The sequence below is a fragment of the Pseudomonas sp. S2_F03 genome, assembly GCF_054668335.1.
On sequence record NZ_CP162759.1, the window covers coordinates 5,212,418 to 5,237,089 of the forward strand.

The window sequence follows — 24,672 nt, forward strand, 5'->3', positions numbered from 1 at the left end:
TACTGTGGAGCACCCATGAATCATCCAAATCGCAATGTGTTACCGAATATGGTCAGTGAGTTGGCGACAACGTGCGCGCTGCTTAACTGTTTGATCAAAGAGTTCGCCTTGCCGGAAAACTGCGTCAGTTATAGCTGGCCGACACAGATGCAGGGCATCGCCCCGGGCAGTTACCTTGAGGGCCTGAAATGGAAGGGCATTCCCCTGACCATCAAGCTGCCCAATCAGCAGCAGTTTTTTGTGATGGTGGACCGCCGTGATGGGCTGGGCAGCCACCGTTACCTGTCGGACGTTTATGCCCGGCGCGATGAGGGCGAATGGTCGTGCCTTGGATTCGGCGAGTTCGTCGAGCAGTTGCTCGCGGCGTGCGAACACATGACCCGCGCCAGCAACGACGAGTTGCTGGATCAGGTGTTGCAAAGCCAGTTGCTGACCGCGGCCATTGTTGGCCACAACACACCCAAGGACTCGGACCCGCTCAGCAGCTACCTGGCCAGCGAGCAAGGATTGTGGTTTGGTCATCCGAACCACCCGGCACCGAAAGCGCGGCTGTGGCCCGCTCATCTGGCCCAGGAAACCTACGCCCCTGAGTTCCAGGCCCGCACGCCGTTGCACCTGTTCGAGGTGCCGCTGGAAGGGTTGAGTGTCGGGGCCAACGGCTTGAGCAAAGCCCAGGTACTGGCGGGTTTTGCCGATCAGGCGCAAGCACGGCCGGGGTATGCAGTGATTAGCATGCACCCGGTACAGGCGCAGTTGTTCATGCAGGACGGCCGGGTGCAGCGCTTGCTGAAATCCGCGGCCATCGTCGATCTGGGCGCCACTGGCCTGATGGCCAATCCCACTGCATCGATCCGCACTTGGTACATCGAGGGGCATGAGTTCTTTATCAAGGGCTCGCTGAATGTGCGCATCACCAATTGCGTCAGGAAAAACGCCTGGTATGAGCTGGAAAGCGCGCTGATGATCGACCGTGTCTTCCGCAACCTGCAACTGACCCAGCCCGAGACGCTCGGCGGGTTGTCGGTGGTGGGCGAACCGGGCCTGTTGAGCTGGGCACCACAGCAGTCCAGCGAAGCTGATACACACTGGTTCCGCGAGCAGACCGGCGCGATCCTGCGGGAGAATTTCTGCCTCGACACCGGCACTGACTGCAGCATCATGGCCGGCACACTGTTCGCCCGGGGCCTGCATTTGCGGCCGTTGGTGCATGAGTTCCTGAGTCGCTTCAAGGGTAACGACATCGATGACCAGCAGCTGTTGAGCTGGTTTGACGACTATCAGGCGCTGTTGCTGAGGCCGGTGCTGTCGCTGTTCTTCAACCATGGCATCGTCATGGAGCCGCATTTGCAGAACAGCGTGCTGGTGCATGACAACGGTCGCCCGCAGCGCCTGCTGCTGCGGGATTTTGAAGGGGTGAAACTGACTGAGGAACTGGGTGCTTCCCGAATCGATGCCGACATTCATCCGCGGGTGCGTGAGTCGCTGCTGTATTCCCGCCAGCAGGGTTGGAATCGCATCGTCTACTGCCTGTTCGTCAACAACTTGTCCGAGGCGGTGCTGGCCCTGAGTTGGGAGCGTGCGCACCTGGCGCCGCTGATGTGGCAGCGGGTGGAGCAGCAATTGATCAGTATCCGCGCCGAATTGTCCCGCGCTGCGCCGGAGCTGGATGCGCTGATCGCCGGTCAGCCGATTGCTTGCAAAACCAACTTGAAAGTCCGTCTGGCGGCCAAGGCGGATCGTCAGGCCAGCTACGTCAGTCTGGTGTGCCCGTGGGGTAAGGAGGCCACCCATGGGTAAGCTGCCAGCCGCGGTTTTGGCCGCCATCGGCGAAGCCCGCACGCGACACGAAGACCCGTTGGCGCTGTTCATCTATGACCTGGACGCACTGAAACACCACGTGACCCAGGTGATGGCGGCACTGCCTGAAGGTGTGGAGCTTTACTACGCGATCAAGGCCAACAGCGACCCGCAAATTCTCACCGCCGTAGCGCCGCTGGTGCACGGTTTCGAAATTTCGTCTGGCGGCGAGATCGATCGACTCCAGGCTTGCCCGGCCATCAAGCCGTTTATCTTTTCCGGCCCCGGCAAACTGGATTCCGATCTGCGTTTGGCCCTGCAACATCAGGTCGAAGCCGTTCACATCGAAAGCCTGAATGAAATCGTCCGCCTGCAACGGCTGGCACGGGAAGCGGGGCGAGTGCAGGACGTGTTGCTGCGCATCAACCCGCAACTGCCGTCACCCCTGTCGAGCAAACTGGCGATGGCTGGCACGGCTACGCCGTTCGGGATTGACGAGTCGGCATTGGCCCAGGCCGTTAGCTGGGTCGACAGCGCCAGCCATCTGCGGCTCAAGGGTTTCCATGTCCATGCGATGTCCCATCAGTCGCAAGTGGAGCGTCACGAACAACTGCTCGACCTGTACCTGGAACGCTGGCCGCAATGGAAGGCGCTGTCCGCCGGCCCGGCGACGATTACCCATCTGAATGTGGGCGGTGGCATCGGGGTCAATTACCTCGGCCCGCAGCAGTTCGACTGGCAGCGTTTGTGCGCGCATCTGGGCCGGTCCCTGGCGACGTGTGTCGATGCGCCGATCGTGCGCTTTGAGCCCGGCCGTTTCATCAGTGCTTACTGCGGTTACTACGCGATTGAAGTGCTGGACACCAAAACCAGTCACGGCAAGCACTTCCTGGTTTGTCGCGGCGGCACACATCAGTTTCGCTTGCCAGTGGCACAGGGGCACGATCACCCGGTCATTCATCTGCCCAGGCACCCGGCAACATCGGGTGCGTTGAAGCAGGCGTGGACCGTGGTCGGGCAATTGTGTACGCCCAAGGATGTGCTGAGTCGCGATTGCCCGCTGACCGGCGTCGAAGTCGGCGACATGCTGGTGCTGCCGTTGGCCGGGGCTTACGGCTACAACATTTCCCATGCGGACTTCCTTTGCCATCCGCGACCGCCGCAAGTGTTTGTGCAAGCGGCAGGAGTCGCACCTTGGGATTGACGTTTGCAGTGCCGCGCTGGCTGGTAGTGGTCAATGTGCTGCTGGGTACCTTGACCGTCAGCCTGAACAACAGCTCGCTCAACCCGGCGTTGCCGGCCTTCATGAGTGCCTTCGATATCGGACCGCTGTTGGCCACCTGGATCGTGGCCGCGTTCATGGTGAGCATGGGCATGACCATGCCGCTCACCAGTTTTCTCAGCCAGCGGGTGGGGCGCAAGCGTCTCTACCTGTGGGGGGTGGCGTTATTTGTCTGCGGTTCGCTGATGGGCGCGCTGGCCGACTCCATCGCGTTGGTGATCACGGCCCGCGTGGTGCAAGGCATTGCCAGCGGGCTGATGATCCCGTTGTCGTTGGCGATCATTTTCTCGGTGTACGCCAAAGGCGAGCGGGGTCGGGTCACCGGTTTGTGGGGCGCGGCGGTCATGCTGGCGCCGGCGTTGGGGCCGCTATGCGGCAGCCTGATGCTGGAGTGGTTCAGTTGGCGTTCGCTGTTCCTGATGAACGTGCCGATCGGTTTGGTGGCGCTGATCCTCGGCGTGGCGGTGCTGCCAGCCTCTGAACCGTCCGAGCGCCAACCGTTCGACCTCGCGGGTTATCTGCTGATTGCGGCGGGCATTGGCTTGCTGATGATTGCGGTGGGTCGTCTACGTCACGCCGAAGCCCTGGCTGATCCTCTCAACCTCGGCATGTTGCTGGTGGCGATCGTGTGCCTGGTCGCGTTCGTACGGCTGGAACTGAACCGGACTTCACCCTGTTGAACCTGCGCATCTTCGCGCTGCGCGGTTATCGCTTGAGCGTGATTATCGCGGTGGTGCAATCGGTCGGGATGTTCGAGTGCCTCGTATTGCTGCCGCTGCTGGTGCAAGTGGTGATGGGCTACAGCCCGATCTGGACTGGCCTGTCGCTGTTGTGCACAGCGTTGTTTGCCAGCCTGTTCGGGCATATCGGAGGTCGCTGGCTGGATCGGCACGGGCCGCGGGGCGTGGTGTTCTGGGGGTTGCTGCTGACCGGTGCGTCGACGCTGGGCCTGGGCATGCTCGGCGCTGGCGCCTCCATCGGTGTGGTGTTTTTCCTGATGATGGTTCGCGGCGCCGGGATCGGTTTGTCCTACATCCCCGTTACCACCGCCGGGCTCAACGCGTTGCCTGAACCGATGGTGACCCAGGGCGCGGCGATGAACAACATTTCCCGTCGACTGGTGTCGTCATTGGCCATCGTCATCGCGTCGCTCTGGCTGGAGTTTCGTCTGGCCGCCGAGACCGGGGCCGGGATTCAACAGGCGAGCACCTCTGGGGCGGTCAGCGAAGTGTTCATGGCCACCGGCATCCTGGTTCTGTTGGCGCTGCCCTGCGCCTGGCGTTTTCCCGTTCACGCATCCGACGAGCCGGTCGAGGCACTGCCCTCGGCCCTCGAACAACGTTAATTATCTAATCGACAAGGTATGACAATGGCGACCTCTTCTCAGGCAACCCATCAGGCTCAAGATCACGCGCCAGGCGTCTGGCTGGCGAGCGCTGACACACGGCACTACCAACAAGTGGAACAGCGGGTGGTCGGTCAATTGCTGCAAACCCTGCTGTATGAAAACGTGCTGCCTTACCGCCATTCTCCATTGAGCGGCAGCCAATGCCGGTTTGTCGTCAGCGGCCTCGATGCACAGCAACAACCGGTGGAATACCACTGCACAGGCTTGCTGAGCGCCAGCTTCGAACTGATCCGCCTTGATTACGCCACCCTTGAACGCGTCAATGCTTCGGGCGAACACAGCCGTGTGCGCCTGCATCAAGCGCTGGCCGAATTGCTGGTCGATCTTCAGGACAGCCCGCACCTGCCACGCTTTACCCATGAACTGGAACAGACGCTGCTCAAGGACCTGCAATCGCGCAGTCAGGGTTATCAGGCGGCCCAGCCATCCCATCAACTGGATGTCGATGCGCTGGAACAGCACTTCATGGACGCCCATAGCTATCACCCTTGCTACAAATCGCGCATCGGTTTCTCGCTCAAGGACAACGCCAGCTATGGGCCGGAATTTGCCGCGCCTGTCGCGATTGTCTGGCTGGCGGTGGCCAAATCCTGTGGGGCGATGAACGTCTCGCGGCACTTGGATTTCGACGAATTCATCCAGCAGGAATTTGGCCTGCAACGCTGGCAGCAACTCGCCGAAAACCTCATCGATCAAGGCAAGTCGCTGGGCGATTACTGGCTGATGCCGGTGCACCCGTGGCAGTGGGAAAACGTCATTGTCCCGGTGTTTTACCCAGAGCTGGTCAGCGGAGAGGTGATCTATCTGGGCACCACCGATGATCGCTACCAGGCTCAGCAGTCGATCCGCACCTTGGCCAATGTCACTGAAAAACAGCGGCCTTACGTCAAGCTCGCGTTGAGCATGACCAACACGTCCAGCACACGCATTCTGGCCCGGCACACCGTGATGAACGGCCCGATCATCACCGACTGGCTGCACCAGTTGATCCGCAGTGACAGCACGGCGCGCGACCTGGGTTTTGTGATTCTCGGCGAGGTGGTCGGCGTCAGTTTTGACTACGAGCACCTGCCGGCCACGCGCATGTCCCAGGCCTACGGCACGATGGGCACTCTGTGGCGCGAAAGCATCCATCAATACCTGCAGGAAGATGAGCAAGCGGTGCCGTTCAATGGCCTGAGTTCTGTGGACAACCGCTACGGCAGCGGTGAACAGATCCCGTTCATCGATGCCTGGATCACACAATACGGGCTGCATGCCTGGACCCGCCAACTGTTGCAGGTCGCGGTGTCGCCGATCATTCACATGCTCTACGCCGAAGGCATCGGCATGGAGTCCCACGGTCAGAATATCGTCCTGATCGTCAAGCAGGGCTGGCCGCAGCGTATTGCCCTGAAAGATTTCCACGACGGTGTGCGCTATTCACCCGAGCATCTCGGGCGCCCCGAGCTGTGCCCGACCCTGGTACCGCTGCCAGCCAGCCACGCCAAGCTCAACCGCAACTCGTTCATCCTCACCGATGACGTGGATGCGGTACGGGATTTCTCCTGTGATTCGTTCTTCTTCATCTGCCTGGCCGAGATGGCGATCTTCCTGCATCAGCACTATCAACTGGAGGAAGCCCTGTTCTGGCAGATGACCGCCGAAGTGATCTCGGCTTACCAGGCCGAACACCCGCAACACCGTGTGCGTTATGAAACGTTTGATGTGTTCGCGCCGTTCTATGAAGTCGAAGAACTGACCAAGCGCCGCTTGCTGGGCGATGGCGAACGTCGTTTCAAATCAGTGCCGAATCCGCTGCATGCCTTCCGGCCGCAATCATGCTGAGGACCAACCTACTCAAGCAGAAACTCACGGCGGGTGCGCCGGTGTATGGGTTGATCAGTTCGATTCCGGCACCGGCGGCCATCGAGTTGATTGCCGAAACCGGTTTCGATTTCGTGATCATCGATATGGAACACGTGCTGATCAATCCCGAAACTGTGGAGAACATGATTCGCACCGCCGAGAGCTACGCGATCACGCCGTTGGTGCGGGTCGCGGACCTCAACCCGAAAACCCTGCTGCGCCTGCTCGATGGGGGTGCCCAGGGCATTGTGTTGCCGATGATCGAAGCCCCCGAGCCATTGGCCCAGAGCATCCGCGCCTGCAAATACCACCCGCAGGGCACTCGCAGCCTAAATGCCGGGCGCCCCGGCGCGTTTGGTAAACACAGCCTGGCGAACTACATCGAGCTGGCCAACGAGCAAATCATGATCGTGGCGATGATCGAAAGCGCCGAAGGTGTGCGGCGCGCCGCAGAGATTGCGGCCGTTCCCGGCCTCGACATGATTCTCGAAGGCGCTGCCGATTTATCGCAATCGATGGGCCTGCCCTGGCAGATCGACCGGCCCGAGGTGCAGCAAGCGTTGCTCGCCGCTTGGCAAGCAACCCGTGCCGTGGGCGTGCCGTATTGCGCGATTCCACGCCAACCGGGCGACCACGAACGGTGGTTGAGCCGGGGCGTAAAAAGTTTTGTTTTGGGTGACGAGCGTGGCATCGCTTTTCGTGCCCTCCAGGCCAGATTGGCCGCCACTTCAGCAGAAGGAAAATAATCCGATGAACTTCACCACGATGGCCGCCGACAGGGTGATGCAGGATCTGGTCGATTGCTTGCTGGCCGAACATTTTTTCGGGACCGAACCGCTGAACCTGATGGCGCCCGCGTCATCGGTCGATCAGCCGTTCAGCGGATTGAGCGCCGAGCAGCGCATTTGGCAATGGCACAGCGCGCCGCAGGCTTCGATCTTTGTGGCACTGCGCCCCGGCATCACTCAGCAATGGGAAAAGGTACCGGGTACGCCCGTCGTGGGTCGGGAGAATGGGCAACTGAGAGAACTGTCGCCTGAAGCGTTCATGACCCAAGTGTTGGCCGGAATGACCGATCGCTACGAGGACAATGAAAAGGGCTTTGCGCTGTTCCTTGATGTATTGCGCACCAGCGTTAGCCAAACTGAAATGTCATTGGCCCATCGGGTCGACAGCCAGCGCTTGCTGGAAAAAAGTAACGCGGATTTTTTCCTGACCATGGAGCAGTGGGCTTCGCTGCGTGATCGTCCTTACCATCCACTGGCCAAAGCCAAGCAAGGTTTGGATGACGCGGAATATCAGCAGTATCAAGCGGAATTCGCCCAGCCAGTGGCGCTGAACTGGGTCGCGATCGACCGCGCGCTGCTGCAATGCGGCGACGGTGTGGTGGACCTGGAGCAGAGCTATCCCGCCCGCTACCTGTTGCCGCCGGCGTTGCAGGCCGACTTGCATAAAGAACTGCAACAACGGGGTATCGCCCAGAGCCACATCGCACTGCCGGTGCACCCATGGCAGTTCGACCATGTACTGGAGGCGCAACTCGGCGATGCTTTCGCCAAGGGCGACTGCCAGCGACTGAAATTCACCGACGGCGATTTCTTCGCCACCTCATCGTTGCGTTCGATGACCCCCTGCTTCAACAGCGCTGATTACCTGAAGTTACCGATGGCGATCTATTCGCTGGGTGCCTCGCGTTACCTGCCTGCGGTGAAAATGATCAACGGCGGTTTGAGTGAAGCGCTGTTGCGCCGGGCACTGGGCAAGGATCAGACGCTGCAACAGTCCCTGCACCTGTGCGATGAAACCAAGTGGTGGGCGTTCATGCCGCCGCACGCGACACTGTTCGACGAAGCGCCGCGTCATCTGGCAGCCATGGTTCGCAGTTATCCTTCGGTGCTGCTCGAAGAGGCGGACACCCGACTGGTGCCCATGGCGGCCCTCGGCACGCCATTGCCCGGCAACAACCAGCACTTTTTCGATGACTGGATGGGCTACCGTCAACTGCCGGCCAACACCGCGTCGGTGATGACGCTGTTCCGCGAGTTGTGCCACAGCTTCTTCGAGATCAACCTGCGGATGTTCCGCATCGGCATGCTCGGTGAAGTTCACGGGCAGAACGCGGTGCTGGTCTGGAAGGCCGGCTACGCCCAAGGGCTGTTGCTGCGCGATCACGATTCGTTGCGCATTTACGTGCCGTGGCTGGAACGCAATGGCCTGGCCGATCCGGCGTACCGGCTCAAGAAAGGGCACGCCAACACGCTGTATCACGAGCGTCCCGAAGACCTGTTGTTCTGGTTGCAGACACTGGGGATCCAGGTCAACTTCCGGGCGATCATCGATACGCTGGCGCAGGTTTACTCGCTGCCGGCCAGTACCTTGTGGACGGCGATGGGCGAAGTGCTGAACGAGTTGATTGACACTATCGAGTTCGACACTGAAGCCCGGGCGATGATCAAGCAGCAATTGTTCGAAGCCCCTCACTGGCCACAGAAACTGCTGCTCACGCCAATGATCGAGCGGGCGGGCGGTCCCGGCAGCATGCCGTTCGGTAAAGGCCAGGTGGTGAACCCTTTCCACCGGTTGCATCGTGAAGCCTGACCTTCATTGCCATCCCTCCAGGCGCACGCTGCTGCGCCTGTCGTTGGGCGTGCTTGCACTCAGGTTTACCCCATCGGCGTGGGCCCAGGCCGACGCCGCGCCGCTGCGGGTGATCACCCTGTTTCAGGGCGCCACCGACAGCGCCGTGGCGTTGGGCATCACACCGTGCGGCATCGTCGATTCCTGGAGCGAAAAACCGACCTATCGCTATCTGCGTTCGACGCTGGAGCCGGCGCCCCATGTCGGGCTGGAAACCCAGCCCAGTCTTGAGGACATCGCGCTGCTGAAGCCGGACGTGATCTTCGCCTCGCGCTTTCGCCATGAACGCATCGCACCGTTGCTCAAGCAGATCGCCCCGGTGGTGATGGTGGAGGAAGTGTTCGAGTTCAAACAGACCTTGGCATTGATGGGCGTCGCCTTGCACCGCCAGCAGCAGGCCAACGAAGTGTTGGCCCGCTGGCAGCTGCGCACGGCGCAACTGCGCCAACAACTGCAGAAGAAGTTTGCCGGGCGCTGGCCGCCCACGGTGTCGATTCTGGATGTCCGTGAAGACCATATCCGCAGTTATTTGCCGGCCAGCTTTCCAGGTTCGGTGATCACCGAGCTAGGTTTCGACTGGAGTGAGGCCAGTCGGGCAGCGAGTGGGGCATCTATCAAACTCACCAGCAAGGAGAGCCTGGCGGTGGTGAATGCCGACATTTTCTTTGTCTTCATGCGCGCGGAGAAACCGGCAGTGCAGCGAAACTATGAACACCTGGTGCAGCATCCGCTGTGGCAGCAAATGCGTGCGCCACAACAGGGGCAAGTGTGGCGGGTCGACGGGGTGACCTGGAACCTGTCCGGGGGAATTTTGGGGGCGAACCTGATGCTCGATGACGTTGCGCGGCTGGTCACGGCGGACGCGGCCTCATGAGCAATGGTTTGAAGTTGTGGATTGCCGGTGTCGTGTTGCTGATGAGTTGCGTGCTGAGCCTGGCGGTCGGCGCGACCTGGATTCCGTTGTCGCAGATTGTGGCGGCGTTTGCGCATCCCGATCCGTTGAGCGTCAGTCATGTGCTGGTGACCACTACGCGCCTGTCGCGCACCTTGATGGCCGTGGCCGTGGGCGCGAGCCTGGCAGTGGCGGGGGCCTTGATGCAGGCGCTGACGCGCAATCCGCTGGCGTCTCCCGGGTTGTTCGGGATCAATGCCGGCGCGACGTTTTTTATCATTCTGGGTTCCTCGCTGTTTTCCCTGTCATCCCCGGATGCCTGGCTGTGGTGCGCGTTCATGGGCGCGGCCGTGGCCGGTTGTCTGGTGTGGCTGATCGGCAACATGGGCCAGGGCAGTCTCAGCCCGCTGCGCATTGTGCTGGCGGGTGCGGCGATGGCGGCTTTGTTCTCTGCCTTCAGCCAGGCGTTGCTGGTGGTCAATCAGGATGGGCTGGACACCGTGCTGTTCTGGCTGGCGGGATCGTTGACGGAGCGCAGCCTGTCGGTCGCCGCGCCATTGCTGCTGTGTGGCGTACTCGGACTGTTCGGCGCGATGTTGCTGGCGGGGCAGGTCAACGTGCTCAACGCAGGCGAGGAGATTGCCACCGGCCTGGGCCAGCGAACCGGTTTGATCCGGCTATTGATGAGCGTGCTGGTGGTCTGCCTGGCGGGCAGTGCCGTGGCATTGGCGGGCAGCATCGGGTTTATCGGTTTGCTGGTGCCGCACATGGTGCGCAAGGGGTTGTCCATCGATCATCGCTGGTTGCTGCCGGGGTGTGCGCTGCTCGGCGCGATTGTTCTATTGCTGGCGGACACCTTGTCGCGGGTGTTGATCCTGCCTCAGGAAGTGCCGGTGGGCGTGATGACGGCGTTGTTCGGCGCACCGTTTTTTATTCTGTTGGCCCGACGTGGAGGTCGTTATGGATAAGGTCCTGACCTGGCGGCGCAGCGGGTTTTCCCGGCGGATCAACGTCATCACGTTGTGGCGGTTACTGGCGGCGTTGATGGTGACGGTGCTGATCATGCTCGGTTCGCTGTCACTGGGCAAAGTCATGCTGTCGCCGCTGGAGGTGCTGCGAATTTTGCTGTCGAGCCAGGACGCCAGCCTGACGTTCATCGTCGAGCAACTGCGCTTTCCACGCATGCTGTTGGCAGCGTTGGTGGGGGCGGCGCTGTCGGTGTCGGGGCTGATTCTGCAAAGCATCATCCGCAACCCGCTGGCGTCCCCTGACCTGCTGGGTATCACCAGTGGCGCCAGTGCGGCGGCGGTGCTGTATTTGTCGTTTTTCTCCGTGGCGCTGGGCCAACAGTATCTGCCGCTGGCGGCGATGCTCGGCGCGGGGCTGGCAGCATTGGCGATCTATCTGCTGGCCTGGAAACAGGGCGCTTCACCGCTGCGACTGGTGTTGATTGGCGTCGGCGTCTGCGCGATGTTGACGGCGGCGACCACCTTCATTCTGGTCTTCAGCCCGCTGACCACGACCCTGTCGGCTTATGTCTGGCTGACCGGCAGCGTGTATGGCGCCAGTTGGCCGGAACCGCTGGCGCTGGGTCGCTGGTTGTTGGGCATTTGCCCGCTGCTGGTGCTGCTGGCCCGGCAGGTGATGGTGCAACAACTGGACGACAACCTGGCCCAGGGCATAGGCGTTCGCGTGCAGTGGTTGCGCGCCGGTTTGTTGCTGGTGAGCGTGGCCTTGGCTGGGGCAGCGATTGCCTGGGGCGGGGCGATTGCATTTGTCGGGTTGATTGCGCCACACATTGCCAAGCGTCTGGTGGCCCCGGGTTTCGGCGGTCAGGCGGTGATGGCGGCGCTCGTCGGGGCGAACCTAGTGGTGCTGGCCGACCTTGCCGGGCGTGTGCTGTTTTTGCCGCTGGATCTGCCGGCCGGCATTTTTGTCGCCGTGCTGGGCACACCCTTTTTTCTCTATTTGTTGATTAAACAACGTCATTAAGGAATTCAACGTATGACGTCGATTGCAAGTCGCGGCCTGACCCTGAGTTATCAGCGCCAGGTGATTATTGACGCGCTGGACATGCAACTGCCCCAGGGCAAGATTTCGGTACTGATTGGCAGCAACGGCTGCGGCAAAAGCACCTTGCTCAAATCCTTCGCCCGACTGCTGAAACCGCAGCAGGGTTCGGTGATTCTCAACGGTGTGGATATTCAGCAAAAGTCCACGGCTGCCGTGGCCCGGGAGTTGGCCATTTTGCCCCAGACCCCCAGCGCGCCGGAGGGCATCACCGTCCGGCAGTTGGTGGCGCTGGGGCGTTACCCGTATCAGAGCTGGATGCAACAGTGGTCGGCGCAAGACGAAGCCATGGTCAACCGCGCGCTGGCGCAAACCAGTCTGCAGGCCCTGGCGGATCGACCGGTGGACGCGTTGTCCGGCGGGCAACGCCAGCGTGCGTGGATCGCCATGACCCTGGCCCAGGACACCGGCATCGTGCTGCTCGACGAGCCCACCACCTTTCTCGACCTGGCGCACCAGATCGAAGTGCTGGACCTGCTGCGCGACCTCAATCGGCTGGAAAACAAAACCATCATCATGGTGCTGCACGACCTCAATCTGGCCTGTCGTTATGCCGACCATATGGTGGCGGTGCACAACCAGACCGCGTTTGCCCAAGGCCGGCCCGACGAAGTGCTGACCGAGGCGCTGGTCAAAACCGTGTTCGACCTCAATTGCCGGATCATTCCCGATCCGTTCTTCGGGACGCCGCTGTGTATTCCGTTTGGCCGGGAGTTGCCGCAATGAGTCTGGCGCGACATTTCACGGCGCCGGAGTGGGCGGTGTTGTCCGCAGGCTTGCGGCTCAAGGGCAGCGACGAGCGCGACCCGTTGCGCTCGTTGCTGGCCCGGGATTTGTTGCAGGAGGACGTGTGCGAGCAACTGCTGGACGCCCTGGGTCCGGTGATTGGCTCGCCCACCCGGGCGATCACGGCCTCGCTGCTGGGCAAGCGCTTGTCCTTCCTGGCGACCGGCGCCTGCTTGTATGCGATGTCGGTGTATGACAAAGGGCTGCTGCTGACGCTCGACAACTCGGTGATTGAATACGGCCACGATGACGGGTTGTGGACGTCTTCGATGCCGCTGCATCACGGCCAGCCGCTGACGTATGGGGTCAATGAACGCGAAGCCTGGCGGGAAGCCTTGGTGCAGGGACTGTTCGCTGGACTGCTGAAGCCGTTGTGGCACACCTTCAATCGGGTTACCGGTGTTTCCCGGCGCATCCTCTGGGAAAACACCGCCGTGCGCGTTTATTCGCTGTATGAAAAGCGCATGGCGAAAATCGACGATCCATCGATACGGGCGCGTTATGAAGCGGACTTCCAGTGGCTGCTGACCCAAGCCGAACCCGCACTGTTCGGCCTCGACTACAACCCGCTGAGCCACTTCCGCCGACCACCGACGCTGGTGGACGACGGGCAGCGCAGCATTCGCTTTCGCCGAACCTGTTGCTTTTACTACCTGGCCACCGAGCCCGCTGAATACTGCTCGACCTGCCCATTGCTACGTCCGGGGAAATGCCGATGAGTTACCAGATAAGCCCTCGCCAGCAGCTCGTCAGTCCAGAGTTGATCGACCAGTACCGGGCAATCCCGTCGTCCACGATAGGCCATTTTTCCGACCGCGGCTTTCTGCGGGGAATCAAGCCACTGTTCAACGATATCCGCATAGTCGGCAATGTGGTCACCGTCAAAGTTTTCCCACCGGACGGCAGCATTTTGCGTGAAGCGTTGCTGCTGAGTGAGCCCGGCGACGTGCTGGTGATCGAATGTGTGGGCGACGCAGAGTGCGGCTGCTGGGGTGAGCTTCGGACCTTGGCCGGCTTGATCAAGGGACTGGCCGGGGTGGTGGTATCGGGCGCGGTTACTGATGTCGGCGCCTTGCGTCTTCATGGGTTGCCGGTGTTTTGTCGCGACGTCAGTGCGTTCACCACTCGGGGTATTGGCGCCGAGGGTGAAGTCAATCAGCCGATCCAGGTGGGCGAGGTTCGGGTGCAGCCAGGGGACTTGGCCATTGGCGACGATGACGGCATCTACATTCTCGATGCCCGGCGAGCGGCCGAACTGCTGCCCGAATTAATCACCAAGGAAGAAACCGATCAACGCCGCCGCGCGGAGTTCCTGCTCAGACTGGACGCCCGCCTGTCCTAAGGCATCATCGATTTGCTGCGTCGAACAGTCGCGGTTTTTTGATTCGCCGGTCAGTTTTTTGTTTGCCGCAATGGCATTAGTCTATAAACTTAACCTTTCGGTCAGCTTTGCGCTGTCAAACTCAGCCCTTTGAATCGTCAAAAAGGGCTTCCGCTAGACTCGAGATTTCCAGTACATAACCAGAAGGGCGGGCCCATAACCGCCCAGAGGATGATCCATGTCCAACCGTGATATATCCCGGCGCTCGTTCCTTCAGGGCGGGCTGGTAGCGGGTGTGAGCGTGACGCTCACGCCACTGAGCAGCCAGGCGCTGGCAGCCTTGATGGAAAACAGCGTGACCGTGCCCTCCGAGCAATGGCTCGGCAACAACGGCAAGGCACGCACGCGTAACGATGCCTTGTCGAAGGTCTGCGGCAGCAAAGTCTTTGCCCGCGACATCCGCGCCAAGGACATGCCGGGCTGGCCGCAGCAACAAGGCCACGCCATGCTGCTGAAAACCATCAAGGCCGACCGCATCTACGCGGGCATGGACCTGTCGTGGCTTGGCGCCGAATTGCAGCCCGACCGCATCGTCACCGCCGCCGACCTGGAGAAAGACGGTATCGCCTTTCCGGAAGATCACGCGCCTGATCCGCTGCTGCCGGAAGGCAAGGTGCCGATGTTCATCGGTCATCCGGTGGCGATCCTGATCTGGAACGACTTCGAGCGTTTTCGCCAGGCCAAGGCCAAACTCAAATTCAATGACAAAGCAATCCGCTACGGCGCCCAAGTGCCGTTCTACGAAGGCGATCCCTACGGCAGCTTCCGCTACGTGCGTGTGGGCGGCAAGACCTCGGCAGACGAAGACGAATTCGCCAGCCTCAAGGACTCGATCCTGTTTCCGATGCTGAAAAACCGTCGCCCGGTGTGGAATTCCCAACCGAACCTACACGGCAACCTGACCGAGCGCGGGTTGTTCTACGCTGATCGCATGAAACAGCAGATCGACACGCCGCCGGACAACTGGCTGGTGTTCGACGAACGCTACAAAACCCCATCGATCGAACCCGCCGCGATGGAGCCGGACAACGGCAACGGTTGGTACGACCCGGCGACCAAGACCCTGCATTTCGTGGTAGCGACCCAGTGCCCGCTGGAAACCGCGACCGAAACCGCGAAGATGATCGCGCCGTCTCGCTTCGGTCTGGCGCACTTGAACATGCACCCAGGCTACACCGTCGGCTACGGTTCCAAGGACCACAACATTTTCGTCTACTACGCGGCCCTCGCGGCGTTGTACGGCGCGGGTGTGCCGGTGCGCCTGGCCAACGATCGCTATGAGCAGTTCCAGAGCGGCATCAAGCGTCACCCGTTCGATATCCGCTATCAATTGGCGGTGGACAAGACCGATCACAGCTTCAAGATTTTCCGCGCCGAGATGAGCGTCGACGGCGGCGGGCGAGTCAACTACAGCCCATCGGTGGCGGCGGTTGGCGCCACGGCGGCGCAGTCGATCTACTACATGCCGCAGAACGATTTGCAGGTCACGGCCTACCATTCTCGCGCCGTTGAAGCCGGTTCGATGCGTGGCTACGGCACCCTGCAAAGCATGGCGTCCACCGAGATGATGGTCGACGAAATTGCCGATCGCCTCGGCATCGATGCCATCGACCTGCGCAAGAAAAACGCCATGGTCTCGGGCATGAAAAACACCCAGGGCGCGGTGCCGGCGGGTGCCTTGCGCTTGCACGAGATTCTCGACAAGGCCGCCGTTCACGAAGTCTGGAAAAACCGCGACGCGATCAAAAAGCAGCGCGAAGCGCAGGATCCGGATAACTGGTATGGCGTGGGTTTTGCCATCTGCCAGAAAGACTTCGGCACCGGTTCCGAAGCGCCGATGGCCAGTATCGAATTCACCGCGCAAGGGCATATCACCCTGCGCCACATCGGTATCGAAATCGGCACGGGCATGTCCACTTCTCAAGCCTTGGTCGTGGCCGATTTCCTCGGCATCGCGGCGACTGAAGTGAAGACCGGCGAGACCGAATGGAAGGAGTTGCAGCTCATCAGCGGCGGCAACCCGTACATCATGAGTCAGGCCGAGCAGGACAGTTTGCTGCGTAATCCGCGCTGGGTCGGCAAGATTGCCTCGGCGTCGTCGGCGACCAACTCTGCGTACTACTTCAGCCACGCCACCCGTGAAGCGGCACGCGTGCTGTTCAACCACGGTTTGTGGCCGGCGGCGTTGCAGATCTGGAGTCAGGGCCCTTACGGCGGTTCGGCCAACCCTTATGTGGTGCGTCGCGAAGATGCGCACTGGGTCGACGGCAAACTTACCGCCAACGGCATGCAGCCGTTGAGCTTTGAGCAATTGGCCAAACATGCCCACGAACGCGGTTTGGTCACTGGCGCGACCGTGCACGGTTTCAACCGCTGGAGCTGGGCCGAGGCCGAGTTCAGCATCGACGGCGTGCGTGAGCGTCTGCCGCTCGACGCCCTGGCGGTCAAGTATGGCGACGGCGCTCCAAACGTGAAAAAGGCGCAAATGAACAGCGCCGGTTTCCACCTGCTGGATCGCCAGAATGTGCATTACCCGGACACTCAGTTGAACAACGCGGCCGTGACTTACTACAGCCCGGTGGCGACGCTGGTGGAAGTGAAAGTGAACAAGGGCTCGGCCGAAGTGCAGGTGCTCGATCATCACTCGTGGGTCGAGTGCGGTCGGGTGCTGGTGGAAGAACTGGTCAGGGGCCAGATCGAAGGCGGGATCGCCATGGGCATCGGCCATGCGTTGATGGAAGAGATGCCGTTGTACGAAGGCGGACCGGGGGAGGGTGACTGGAACTTCAACCGTTACCGCTTGCCGATGGCGCGCCACGTTGCGGTGTGGAAGCAGACAGCTGAAATCCTGCCGCCGTTGTCGCCGAGCGATCCATCGAAGGGCATTGCCGAAGTGGTGATGATCCCGGTGGTCGGTGCCATCGGTAACGCCGTGGCGCACGCCATCGGTAAACGGGTCCGCGACCTGCCTATCACTTCTGCTCGCATCAAGGAGGCCCTCAATGGCTAACCGTCCGCTTCAACTGACCCTCAACGGTCAATCCGTCGGCCCGGTGGACATCCCTGATGATCTGCCGATGATCGACTACTTGCACGAATACAAGAACCTCACCGGCTCGCGTCTGGGCTGCGGCCAGGGCATCTGCCACGCCTGCGTGGTGATCGTCGACAACCCGGACGGCACCAGCGAAGAAGTGCGCACCTGCATCACCGGCGCGCATTACTTCGAAGGCAAAAAAGTACGCACTATCGAAGGCCATGCGAAACGTGACGAGGAAGGGAAAGTCACTGAGCTGAACCCGATCCAGCAGCGTTTCGTCGATGAATTCGCTTTCCAGTGCAGCTACTGCGCCCCCGGATTTGTGAATGCCGCGACGGTATTGGTCGAGAAGCTGCAGCGTCAGCCCATCGTCAAAAGCCAACTGGAAAAAGTCATCGAGGACAGCCTCGGTCACCACATCTGCCGCTGCACCGGCTACGTGCGCTACTACAGCGCGACGCGCAACGTGCTGACCGATCTCGGCCTGGTCAAGGAGGGTTAAGCATGAAGCAACTACTTTCCCGCCTGGCGTTGGCGGTTGGTCTGGCTGCGCCGGTGTTGCTGGCCCACGCGGAAGATCAGGTCAAGCACGGCGAATACCTCGCCCGCGCTGCCGACTGCATGGCTTGCCACACCGCGCCGGGTGGCGCGCCGTATGCGGGCGGTCTGCCGATTGTCTCGCCGTTCGGTACGATCTACGGCACCAACATCACCCCGAGCAAAGAGCACGGCATCGGCCTTTACAACGATGACGAGTTCTTTGCTGCGCTCACCGAAGGCAAGCGTCGCGACGGCGCGAACCTGTATCCGGCGATGCCGTACACCTCGTATCACTTGATGCCGCGTGAAGATTCCGATGCGATTCATGCGTACCTGAAAACCGTCGAGCCGATTGAGCGTGCAGCCCCGGTCACCAGCCTGAGCTTTCCATTCAACGTGCGCCTCGGTCTGATGGGCTGGAACATGCTTTACGGCAAGGACGTGAAATTGGCGCCCACCGAAGGCAAAAGTGACGCCTTCAAGCGTGGCCAGTATCTGGTCGACGTGCTCGGCCACTGCGGCGAATGCCACACCCCGCGCGGTTTACCGGGGGCGATGCAGCAGGACAAACGTATGACGGGCGGCCTGCTCAATGGCTATCTGGCGCCAAGCCTGTTGGCCAATGACCTGGCGGCTCGCGGCTGGAATCATCAGGACCTGAGTTCGTTCCTCAAGCACGGCATGAGCGCCCAGGGCACGATGTTCAACGAAATGTTCCCGGTGTTTCACAACAGCACCCAGGGCCTGACAGATCCGGACCTGGCGGCGATGGCGACCTTCCTGCTCGGCGATCAACCACCGGCGGCGAAAGTGCTGACAGACATGCCGTTGGACAAACTCACGGCGAGCGCCCAGCGTGGGCGGCAGGAATACCTCAACGTCTGCGCCGGTTGCCACGCTGTCGGTGGCGAAGGCAAGCCGCACATTGCCGTGGCCATGCGGGGCAACACCACGCTGCGCCTGGAAGATCCGCGCAACCTGGTCCGGGTGATCGACGACGGTATTGGTGAGCAGAAGTTTTCCGGGTTCGAACACATGCAACCGATGCCGGGGTTTGCCGAGAAGCTCAGTCACGAGCAACTCACTGATCTGCTGAACTACCTGCGTCAAGCGTGGGGTGGTCAGGCTGGTGATCTGGCGGTCAATGATGTGCAGACGTTGCGCGCCGATGCGCCGCCGCTCGAGCACAAGGCGCACTGACATGCAGCATCTCGACCTGCAAGTGGTGCGCCGGGCGCTGGAGTGGTCGACGACCGGAAAGCGCCTTTGGCTCTGTACGGTGCTTGCCACCTACGGCTCGGCGCCTCGTGCGCCGGGTTCGCTGCTGGCGGTGAACACCGACGGGCAATGGATCGGTTCGCTGTCGGGCGGTTGTGTCGAGGAGGATTTTCTCGAGCGAGTCGCCGAAGGGGCGTTCCTTGAAGCGGTCAGCGTCGTCCGTTATGGCGAGGGCGACGATCCGCGCTCCCGGGTGAGTTTGCCCTGTGGCGGTGTGCTCGACGTGCTGGTGGAGAAGCTTGAGCCCGATTGCGAGGTTCAGGCACACCTGCGGGAGCTGGAGTCGGCGCTGCTGGGGCAGCGTCGACTGATCCGCGAGATCGATCTGGCCAATGGTGCGCGCAGCCTGTTCGATGATCGCGAGCAGGGTGTGCGAATCGAACGTGAGATCGATCGGGTGCGCGTGCGCATCGGTGCGGCACAGCGATTGTTGCTGGCGGGGTATTCCTCAGTCGCTCAGGCCTGCGCGGAGTTTGCCGTCGGGTTGGGTTTCGAAGTCATTCTCTGTGATCCGCGCGACGAGGTGCTGGAAGGCGTGGTGCTGGAAAACGTCGAGATTCGTCGCCAACTGCCCTCGGTATTCATCGCTGACGGCGGCTGCCACAGCGACACCGCGGTGGTGGCGTTGACCCACGATCCGCGCATCGATGACCTGGCAATGATGGAAGCGGTGCGCACCGAGGCGTTTTACATCGGTGTGATGGGGTCTATGCAAACCTCGCAAAAGCGCTTCGAGCGATTGCGTCGGATTGGTGGTTTGGGGGAATTGGAGCTGTCGCGGATTCATGCACCCATCGGCCTGAACCTGGGCAGCAAAACCCCCGCTGAAATCGCCCTCGCCGTACTCGCCGACATCCTGCGGATTCGCAGCGGGATAGCGCGGGATCGACTCTGACCCCCCGATTCTTCTTGTAGGAGTGAGCCTGCTCGCGATAGCGGTTTTCCTGTCAATACTTCATAGACTGACACTCCGCCATCGCGAGCAGGCTCACTCCTACAAGGGATAGTGCTGACTTTCCAGGCTGATACAAAAAGGGGCCGCATTCAGCGGCCCTTTTTTGTATCAGTATCCGAACTTGTCCCGCAGCCCGTAGTACCAGGCGCCTAACGCCGCAAACGGTGTGCGCAGCAATTGTCCGCCGGGGAACGGATAGTGCGGCAGATCAGCAAACGCATCAAAACGCTCGGCCTGACCTCGCAACGCTTCGGCCAACACCTTGCCTGCCAGGTGCGTGTACGTCACGCCATGACCGCTACAGCCTTGGGAATAGTAAATGTTGTCACCCAGTCGCCCGACCTGCGGAAGGCGCGACAGGGTCAGCAGGAAGTTGCCCGTCCAGGCGTAGTCGATTTTCACGTCCTTGAGCTGCGGGAACGCCTTGAGCATCTTCGGCCGAATGATCGCCTCGATGTTCGCCGGATCGCGCGCGCCATACACCACGCCGCCGCCGAAGATCAGCCGCTTGTCGCTCGTGAGGCGGTAATAGTCGAGCAGGTAATTGCAGTCCTCGACACAGTAATCCTGTGGCAGGAGGTTTTTCGCCAATTCGTCACCCAACGGTTCGGTGGTGATGACCTGGGTTCCACAAGGCATCGACTTGGCCGCCAGTTCCGGCACCAGATTACCGAGATAAGCGTTGCCGGCGACGATGATGAACTTGGCCCTGACCTTGCCCTGTGGCGTATGCACCACCGGATTGGCGCCGCGCTCGATGCGCACCGCTGGCGACTGCTCATAGACAGTGCCGCCCAGCGACTCAACAGCCACTGCCTCGCCCAGCACCAGGTTGAGCGGGTGAATGTGCCCGCCACTCATGTCGAGCATGCCGCCGACGTACTGATCACAGTTCACGACTTCACGGATGCGGCGTTGATCCATCAGCTCAAGCTGCGTGTGGCCGAAACGCTCCCACAGGCGCTTCTGCGATTCCAGATGCCCCATCTGCTTGGCCGTGATGGCTGCGAACACGCCGCCGTCCTTCAAGTCGCACTGGATATTATATTTGGCGACCCGCTCACGAATAATCCGACCGCCCTCGAACGCCATCTGTCCCAGCAGTTGAGCCTGCTTGGGGCCGACGCTGCGCTCGATCACGTCGATGTCACGGCTATAGCTGTTGACGATCTGGCCGCCGTTACGGCCCGACGCACCAAAACCCACCTTGGCCGCTTCCAGGACCGTGACTTTAAAACCGCTCTCCAGCAGAAACAGGGCAGAGGACAGGCCGGTGTAGCCGGCGCCAATTACGCAGACATCAGTCTCTACTTCGCCCTGCAAGGCCGGACGCGGCGGGACCGCATTGGCCGATGCGGCGTAATAGGACTCTGGGTAGGGAATGTTCGCCATCCTGCTGCCTCTGTTTAATATATTTTACGAGTGCATTGATCCTACCCGAGTTAAAAATCGACCGCCAGCCACCGGAAATTCTGCTTCTCGGCCGCAAAATTAAATATTTTGCATATTCATAGGGTTAGCTCGAAAAAAGGTGTTGACACCCCTCCGGAATTCCGTAGAATGCCGCCTCACAGCAGGCACGTAGCTCAGTTGGTTAGAGCACCACCTTGACATGGTGGGGGTCGTTGGTTCGAGTCCAATCGCGCCTACCAAACAAAATCCGCTCTGCTGGGCGGTCTAGAAGGGCTCACCGAAAGGTGGGCCCTTTTTTGTTGTCTGTGATTTGCAAAACTTTTGCAAAACCCCACTCAAAACGCCAACCCGGCGCCCACCTCCAGGTACTCGATCTTCTTTTCGTCGTGCCCACTCCTGATAGTGCTTCACCGAACACACTGCTGAAGATCTGCTGAAGCACTGGGGGCGGTGGGTGGTATTGGGTTCGGGCGTGTCCTGCTGCGCATCTCGCGAAAACACTCTGCACAGGCCTTTTTATTCCTTCACTCCCATGCTGGGAGGATGCCGAGATGCCAAACCTGGCTACCAGGTTGGCAATGCTGGTGACCAGTCCCATTCGCCACATTTGCCCTTGCCAACATCGCCGCACAGATCGGCTCGAAACTGGACACCGTGGGCAAGACCGTTACTCTGCGTCACCCGATGTTGACCCTCGAATCATCGAGTCGGTGGAGCGGGAGATCGCGCTTGCTCGAAATATTGCCGCCAGTTTTGGTGAGCAACTTCCGGAATTATTGGATGAGTACGTTGAGTCCATGCCTGGCTCATGGGGGAGGGGTATGGTTGCGGCCATTAATAAATGGAGGTGCGATGTGGTCGTACACGGAGTTGAATATCGGTTTTGCTGTGCTTCAAGCGTTGTTGAAGGTCACGATGGCCTTGCGATGGAATGCTGGAGAGGTAACAACGGGCTGTTGTTTGAAATCTTTCGAAACGACGAAACGCTTCGTTTTGAGGTCACCCTGTTCGTAGAGAATGTTCCGCTTGAGTTGCTTGAATACGCGGTCCCAATAGCCCGAGAGTGGTTAGGAGATTTTGTTCCCTATCCCTGATGCCGATTCCTTGCCGCAATAGCGGCTGACTTTGAAGGGGGGTACTGCTAGTCGTGACTTAGGATCGGCTCGAATCAACCGATATCAGGACTCGGATAGTGTTGGTAGCTCAATTAATCGATTGGGAGGCAGGGGGAATATGGAGCCGGAGAACCGCGTCCTGGTTTTTCTCAAGCAATTTCGGTATTTGATGCTGGCCCTGTTGGTCGTAGCTTCTCTGACAAACGCTATTGTGCGCTTCGTAGGGGATTGGGGGCATTTCTGGGAGGCGCTGGCGCTACAGGCTTGGTTCGGTCAGGCAGTGTTTTCCTACCTTCGAGGAGGTAGGGTTGCCATTGGTCCTGGTGGCTTATCCAAAGATGCGAATCCCATAGCTAGGGCTGCTTTAGCTGCAACTGCGTTCGCGTTTTACCTATTGATGTTCACCTATGACGGATATAAACGCGACGACTCGATTTATGAAAGACGATCTTCGGACTGGACCATGCCTACTCGTGAGGAGATCGGTCGATCTTCTGAGCATAGGTGATTCATGTCGCCTCCCTTTGTTGATCCTCACCGGCTGGCGTGCAAACAAATGGCACCAGGAAATGGGGCTAGGATTAGCTATGGGGCATTCAATGAGGCAAGCGATATGGATACGTACATCGTTTCCACGGCACGGAAGGACCATGACGGCAAGTTTGTAGAGTTCGTATGGGTAAAGGTGGATGGGCACATGCAGGCTATCGGAGATAGCCAGGTCGTCAGTTTCGATCATGTTTGCGATGCGCTTGCTCGAGGCGATGAAGTTTTTGCTGGAGATGACTTCGGTGAAAACCGAGGCAGGGTATTTTGGGAGTCAATGCCTCCGGCGAGAGGACTATAGAACTAGAGGCTCATGTATCCGAGCTTGAGCAAATTGGTGATCTCCCCAGGTTTTGATCGCCACAGATTTGGGCGTTTACGGGGAGGGCTCAGGGCTATCTCCAGTCAGGTATCTGCCTCGCCGGCTGACGTGATTTGTTGAAGTGGGGGCGTTGGCGCAAGAGCGAATTCGGTCATAAGTCATGATTTGCATGACTAGTGGCGACCAGGGTGGGCGTTGGTTTTGCCCTCTACGGATGTGTTGCAAACCCTGCTTATCTCAAGCCGTGAAAGGACGCTCTGCTGTGGTTCGATATTTTCTTCTTTTCTTGTTGTTTTCGATGGGCTCAGCATCAGCTTTCGAACTCGAACGAGCAGCCTACAGCTTTGCGCAGGAACTCGACGAGTGCGCTGCATATTATTTGGTCTGCGCTTCACTTGTTCGGGGGCAACAACCGGAGTTGGCTGAAAAAACAAACAAACAGCGGTGGATGCTTTGGGCTATTCCATGGCCATCACCGATAAGGCCGGGACTCGAGCCAGATCTCGAGCATCAATCATATCGATGCATAGCGACTTGAAAAGCGGCGCGGTGAGCCTTTCGACCCTCTCGGCCAAGTATGCAGATCAATGCGCTAAAATCATGGATAACCCAGTGGAGCGAGCGCACTACTGGCAACAAAAGCAAGATTGATCCTGCCATTTCCGTCGATACCTGATGCTACAGCGCCGAGCCGGCACTCAGGGTTGTGCGTCCCAACCGCTTTAACAGGCAGGGTTTAGGCATTTCGCCGATGGCGGCGCACTCATCCCGTATCTCCGCAAGTCCTTGCGCAAGGCTGCCCACGCAGAAGCCGGCCAGCGCTGCGACAACAACAAACACCAAGACGCGGTCTGTTGGCAGGGGTTGGTGTTTTATCCGCGACTCTGCACACTGGGCTCCATAGAGCAATAAATACGTCCCAACCATCAGGCCTGCACCCACAAGCGAGTAAAGGCCGAATGAAAATACACTTAACGCTTTTAAAACACCCACCGCACGTCTCCCTCGTTTGAAGTGCTCATGAATTGAACCACTCGGCCCCATGGTTTGCCACTCGACTCGTGCTGATTGTCTTTAGTGACCCAGGTTGTTTGAAATTCGGGCGTAAGATAGCAGTGCTACCTCACCAAAAGGAGCCGCATATGATCGCCGACGAAATGAAAAGGCAGGCATTTGAAGGCAGGGCTGTTTGGGATCAGTACTTCTGCGCTGCGTTGATTGCCGAAAGCAACCTGACGGCCCCGGTCGTAGGAGGGGCTACTCATGAGGACAGGCAGAACCTGTTGATTGAAAGGGCTAAGGCTCTCGCCGACAAGATGATGGACAACAGAAAATAACTTGAGCCCAGCCTTTGCGCTGGGC

General features: G+C 59.9%; 20 protein-coding genes, 1 tRNA gene and 1 pseudogene. 20 read left to right on the forward strand and 2 right to left on the reverse strand.

Features of this window, described 5'->3' with window-relative positions:
- Nucleotides 1-15: 15 nt before the first annotated feature.
- The 16 genes and pseudogenes from AB4N76_RS24325 to AB4N76_RS24400 all read left to right on the forward strand — a co-directional run bounded on the left by AB4N76_RS24325 (nt 16) and on the right by AB4N76_RS24400 (nt 19,854).
- A complete protein-coding gene (locus AB4N76_RS24325; RefSeq protein WP_046026879.1) occupies nt 16-1,797 on the forward strand; it encodes an IucA/IucC family protein in 1,782 nt (593 codons plus the stop codon).
- On the forward strand, nt 1,790-3,001 hold the full coding sequence (locus tag AB4N76_RS24330; protein ID WP_460163616.1) for a type III PLP-dependent enzyme: 1,212 nt from the start codon (nt 1,790-1,792) through the stop codon (nt 2,999-3,001). The genes AB4N76_RS24325 and AB4N76_RS24330 overlap by 8 nt, the downstream gene beginning before the upstream one ends.
- Nucleotides 2,998-4,424, forward strand: a pseudogene (locus tag AB4N76_RS24335) (DHA2 family efflux MFS transporter permease subunit). The gene AB4N76_RS24330 and the pseudogene AB4N76_RS24335 overlap by 4 nt, the downstream one beginning before the upstream one ends.
- A gap of 18 nt (nt 4,425-4,442) precedes the next feature.
- Nucleotides 4,443-6,314: an IucA/IucC family protein gene (locus tag AB4N76_RS24340; protein WP_460163617.1), complete on the forward strand. Its 1,872-nt coding sequence runs from the start codon at nt 4,443-4,445 to the stop codon at nt 6,312-6,314.
- The gene (locus tag AB4N76_RS24345; RefSeq protein WP_460163618.1) at nt 6,308-7,081 is read left to right on the forward strand and encodes an HpcH/HpaI aldolase family protein; all 774 of its coding nucleotides are present in this window, start codon (nt 6,308-6,310) and stop codon (nt 7,079-7,081) included. The genes AB4N76_RS24340 and AB4N76_RS24345 overlap by 7 nt, the downstream gene beginning before the upstream one ends.
- A gap of 4 nt (nt 7,082-7,085) precedes the next feature.
- Entirely contained in the window at nt 7,086-8,933 is a 1,848-nt protein-coding gene (locus tag AB4N76_RS24350; RefSeq protein ID WP_460163619.1) for an IucA/IucC family protein, read from the forward strand.
- Nucleotides 8,923-9,846 carry an ABC transporter substrate-binding protein gene (locus tag AB4N76_RS24355; protein ID WP_046026874.1) on the forward strand — a complete coding sequence of 308 codons (924 nt, stop codon included), beginning with the start codon at nt 8,923-8,925 and terminating at the stop codon, nt 9,844-9,846. Before AB4N76_RS24350 ends, AB4N76_RS24355 begins: the two co-directional genes overlap by 11 nt.
- Complete coding sequence (locus tag AB4N76_RS24360) at nt 9,843-10,832, forward strand: FecCD family ABC transporter permease (RefSeq protein ID WP_046026873.1); 990 nt, start codon at nt 9,843-9,845, stop codon at nt 10,830-10,832. The genes AB4N76_RS24355 and AB4N76_RS24360 overlap by 4 nt, the downstream gene beginning before the upstream one ends.
- The gene (locus AB4N76_RS24365) at nt 10,825-11,856 is read left to right on the forward strand and encodes a FecCD family ABC transporter permease (protein ID WP_046026872.1); all 1,032 of its coding nucleotides are present in this window, start codon (nt 10,825-10,827) and stop codon (nt 11,854-11,856) included. The genes AB4N76_RS24360 and AB4N76_RS24365 overlap by 8 nt, the downstream gene beginning before the upstream one ends.
- Nucleotides 11,857-11,868: 12 nt before the next feature.
- The gene (locus tag AB4N76_RS24370; RefSeq protein ID WP_046026871.1) at nt 11,869-12,660 is read left to right on the forward strand and encodes an ABC transporter ATP-binding protein; all 792 of its coding nucleotides are present in this window, start codon (nt 11,869-11,871) and stop codon (nt 12,658-12,660) included.
- Nucleotides 12,657-13,439, forward strand: coding sequence for an IucA/IucC family C-terminal-domain containing protein (locus AB4N76_RS24375; protein WP_077430524.1), 783 nt, complete (start codon nt 12,657-12,659; stop codon nt 13,437-13,439). Before AB4N76_RS24370 ends, AB4N76_RS24375 begins: the two co-directional genes overlap by 4 nt.
- Entirely contained in the window at nt 13,430-14,062 is a 633-nt protein-coding gene (locus tag AB4N76_RS24380; protein WP_080942971.1) for an RraA family protein, read from the forward strand. The genes AB4N76_RS24375 and AB4N76_RS24380 overlap by 10 nt, the downstream gene beginning before the upstream one ends.
- A gap of 217 nt (nt 14,063-14,279) precedes the next feature.
- On the forward strand, nt 14,280-17,111 hold the full coding sequence (locus tag AB4N76_RS24385) for a xanthine dehydrogenase family protein molybdopterin-binding subunit (RefSeq protein WP_046026868.1): 2,832 nt from the start codon (nt 14,280-14,282) through the stop codon (nt 17,109-17,111).
- Nucleotides 17,104-17,643: a (2Fe-2S)-binding protein gene (locus AB4N76_RS24390; RefSeq protein ID WP_046026867.1), complete on the forward strand. Its 540-nt coding sequence runs from the start codon at nt 17,104-17,106 to the stop codon at nt 17,641-17,643. Before AB4N76_RS24385 ends, AB4N76_RS24390 begins: the two co-directional genes overlap by 8 nt.
- Nucleotides 17,644-17,645: 2 nt before the next feature.
- Nucleotides 17,646-18,881, forward strand: a complete 1,236-nt coding sequence (locus tag AB4N76_RS24395; protein ID WP_046026866.1) for a cytochrome c — start codon at nt 17,646-17,648, stop codon at nt 18,879-18,881.
- Nucleotide 18,882: 1 nt separating this feature from the next.
- Nucleotides 18,883-19,854: an XdhC family protein gene (locus AB4N76_RS24400; protein ID WP_077430520.1), complete on the forward strand. Its 972-nt coding sequence runs from the start codon at nt 18,883-18,885 to the stop codon at nt 19,852-19,854.
- Between the two features lie 168 nt (nt 19,855-20,022).
- Here the strand turns inward: AB4N76_RS24400 and AB4N76_RS24405 are convergent, their stop codons facing one another.
- A complete protein-coding gene (locus AB4N76_RS24405) occupies nt 20,023-21,306 on the reverse strand; it encodes an NAD(P)/FAD-dependent oxidoreductase (RefSeq protein WP_077430519.1) in 1,284 nt (427 codons plus the stop codon).
- Nucleotides 21,307-21,489: 183 nt separating this feature from the next.
- Between AB4N76_RS24405 and AB4N76_RS24410 the strand changes: the two genes are divergently transcribed.
- From AB4N76_RS24410 to AB4N76_RS24420, 3 genes are all read left to right on the forward strand, one after another.
- Nucleotides 21,490-21,566, forward strand: a tRNA-Val gene (locus AB4N76_RS24410).
- A gap of 312 nt (nt 21,567-21,878) precedes the next feature.
- Complete coding sequence (locus AB4N76_RS24415; protein WP_460163620.1) at nt 21,879-22,421, forward strand: hypothetical protein; 543 nt, start codon at nt 21,879-21,881, stop codon at nt 22,419-22,421.
- 139 nt (nt 22,422-22,560) lie between these two features.
- Complete coding sequence (locus AB4N76_RS24420; protein ID WP_460163621.1) at nt 22,561-22,950, forward strand: hypothetical protein; 390 nt, start codon at nt 22,561-22,563, stop codon at nt 22,948-22,950.
- Between the two features lie 1,038 nt (nt 22,951-23,988).
- On the opposite strand, the gene AB4N76_RS24425 is transcribed toward AB4N76_RS24420, so the two are convergent.
- A complete protein-coding gene (locus AB4N76_RS24425) occupies nt 23,989-24,303 on the reverse strand; it encodes a hypothetical protein (protein WP_046028258.1) in 315 nt (104 codons plus the stop codon).
- Between the two features lie 149 nt (nt 24,304-24,452).
- On the opposite strand from AB4N76_RS24425, the gene AB4N76_RS24430 reads away from it, so the two are divergent.
- Complete coding sequence (locus AB4N76_RS24430) at nt 24,453-24,647, forward strand: hypothetical protein (protein WP_046028257.1); 195 nt, start codon at nt 24,453-24,455, stop codon at nt 24,645-24,647.
- Nucleotides 24,648-24,672 lie beyond the last annotated feature (25 nt).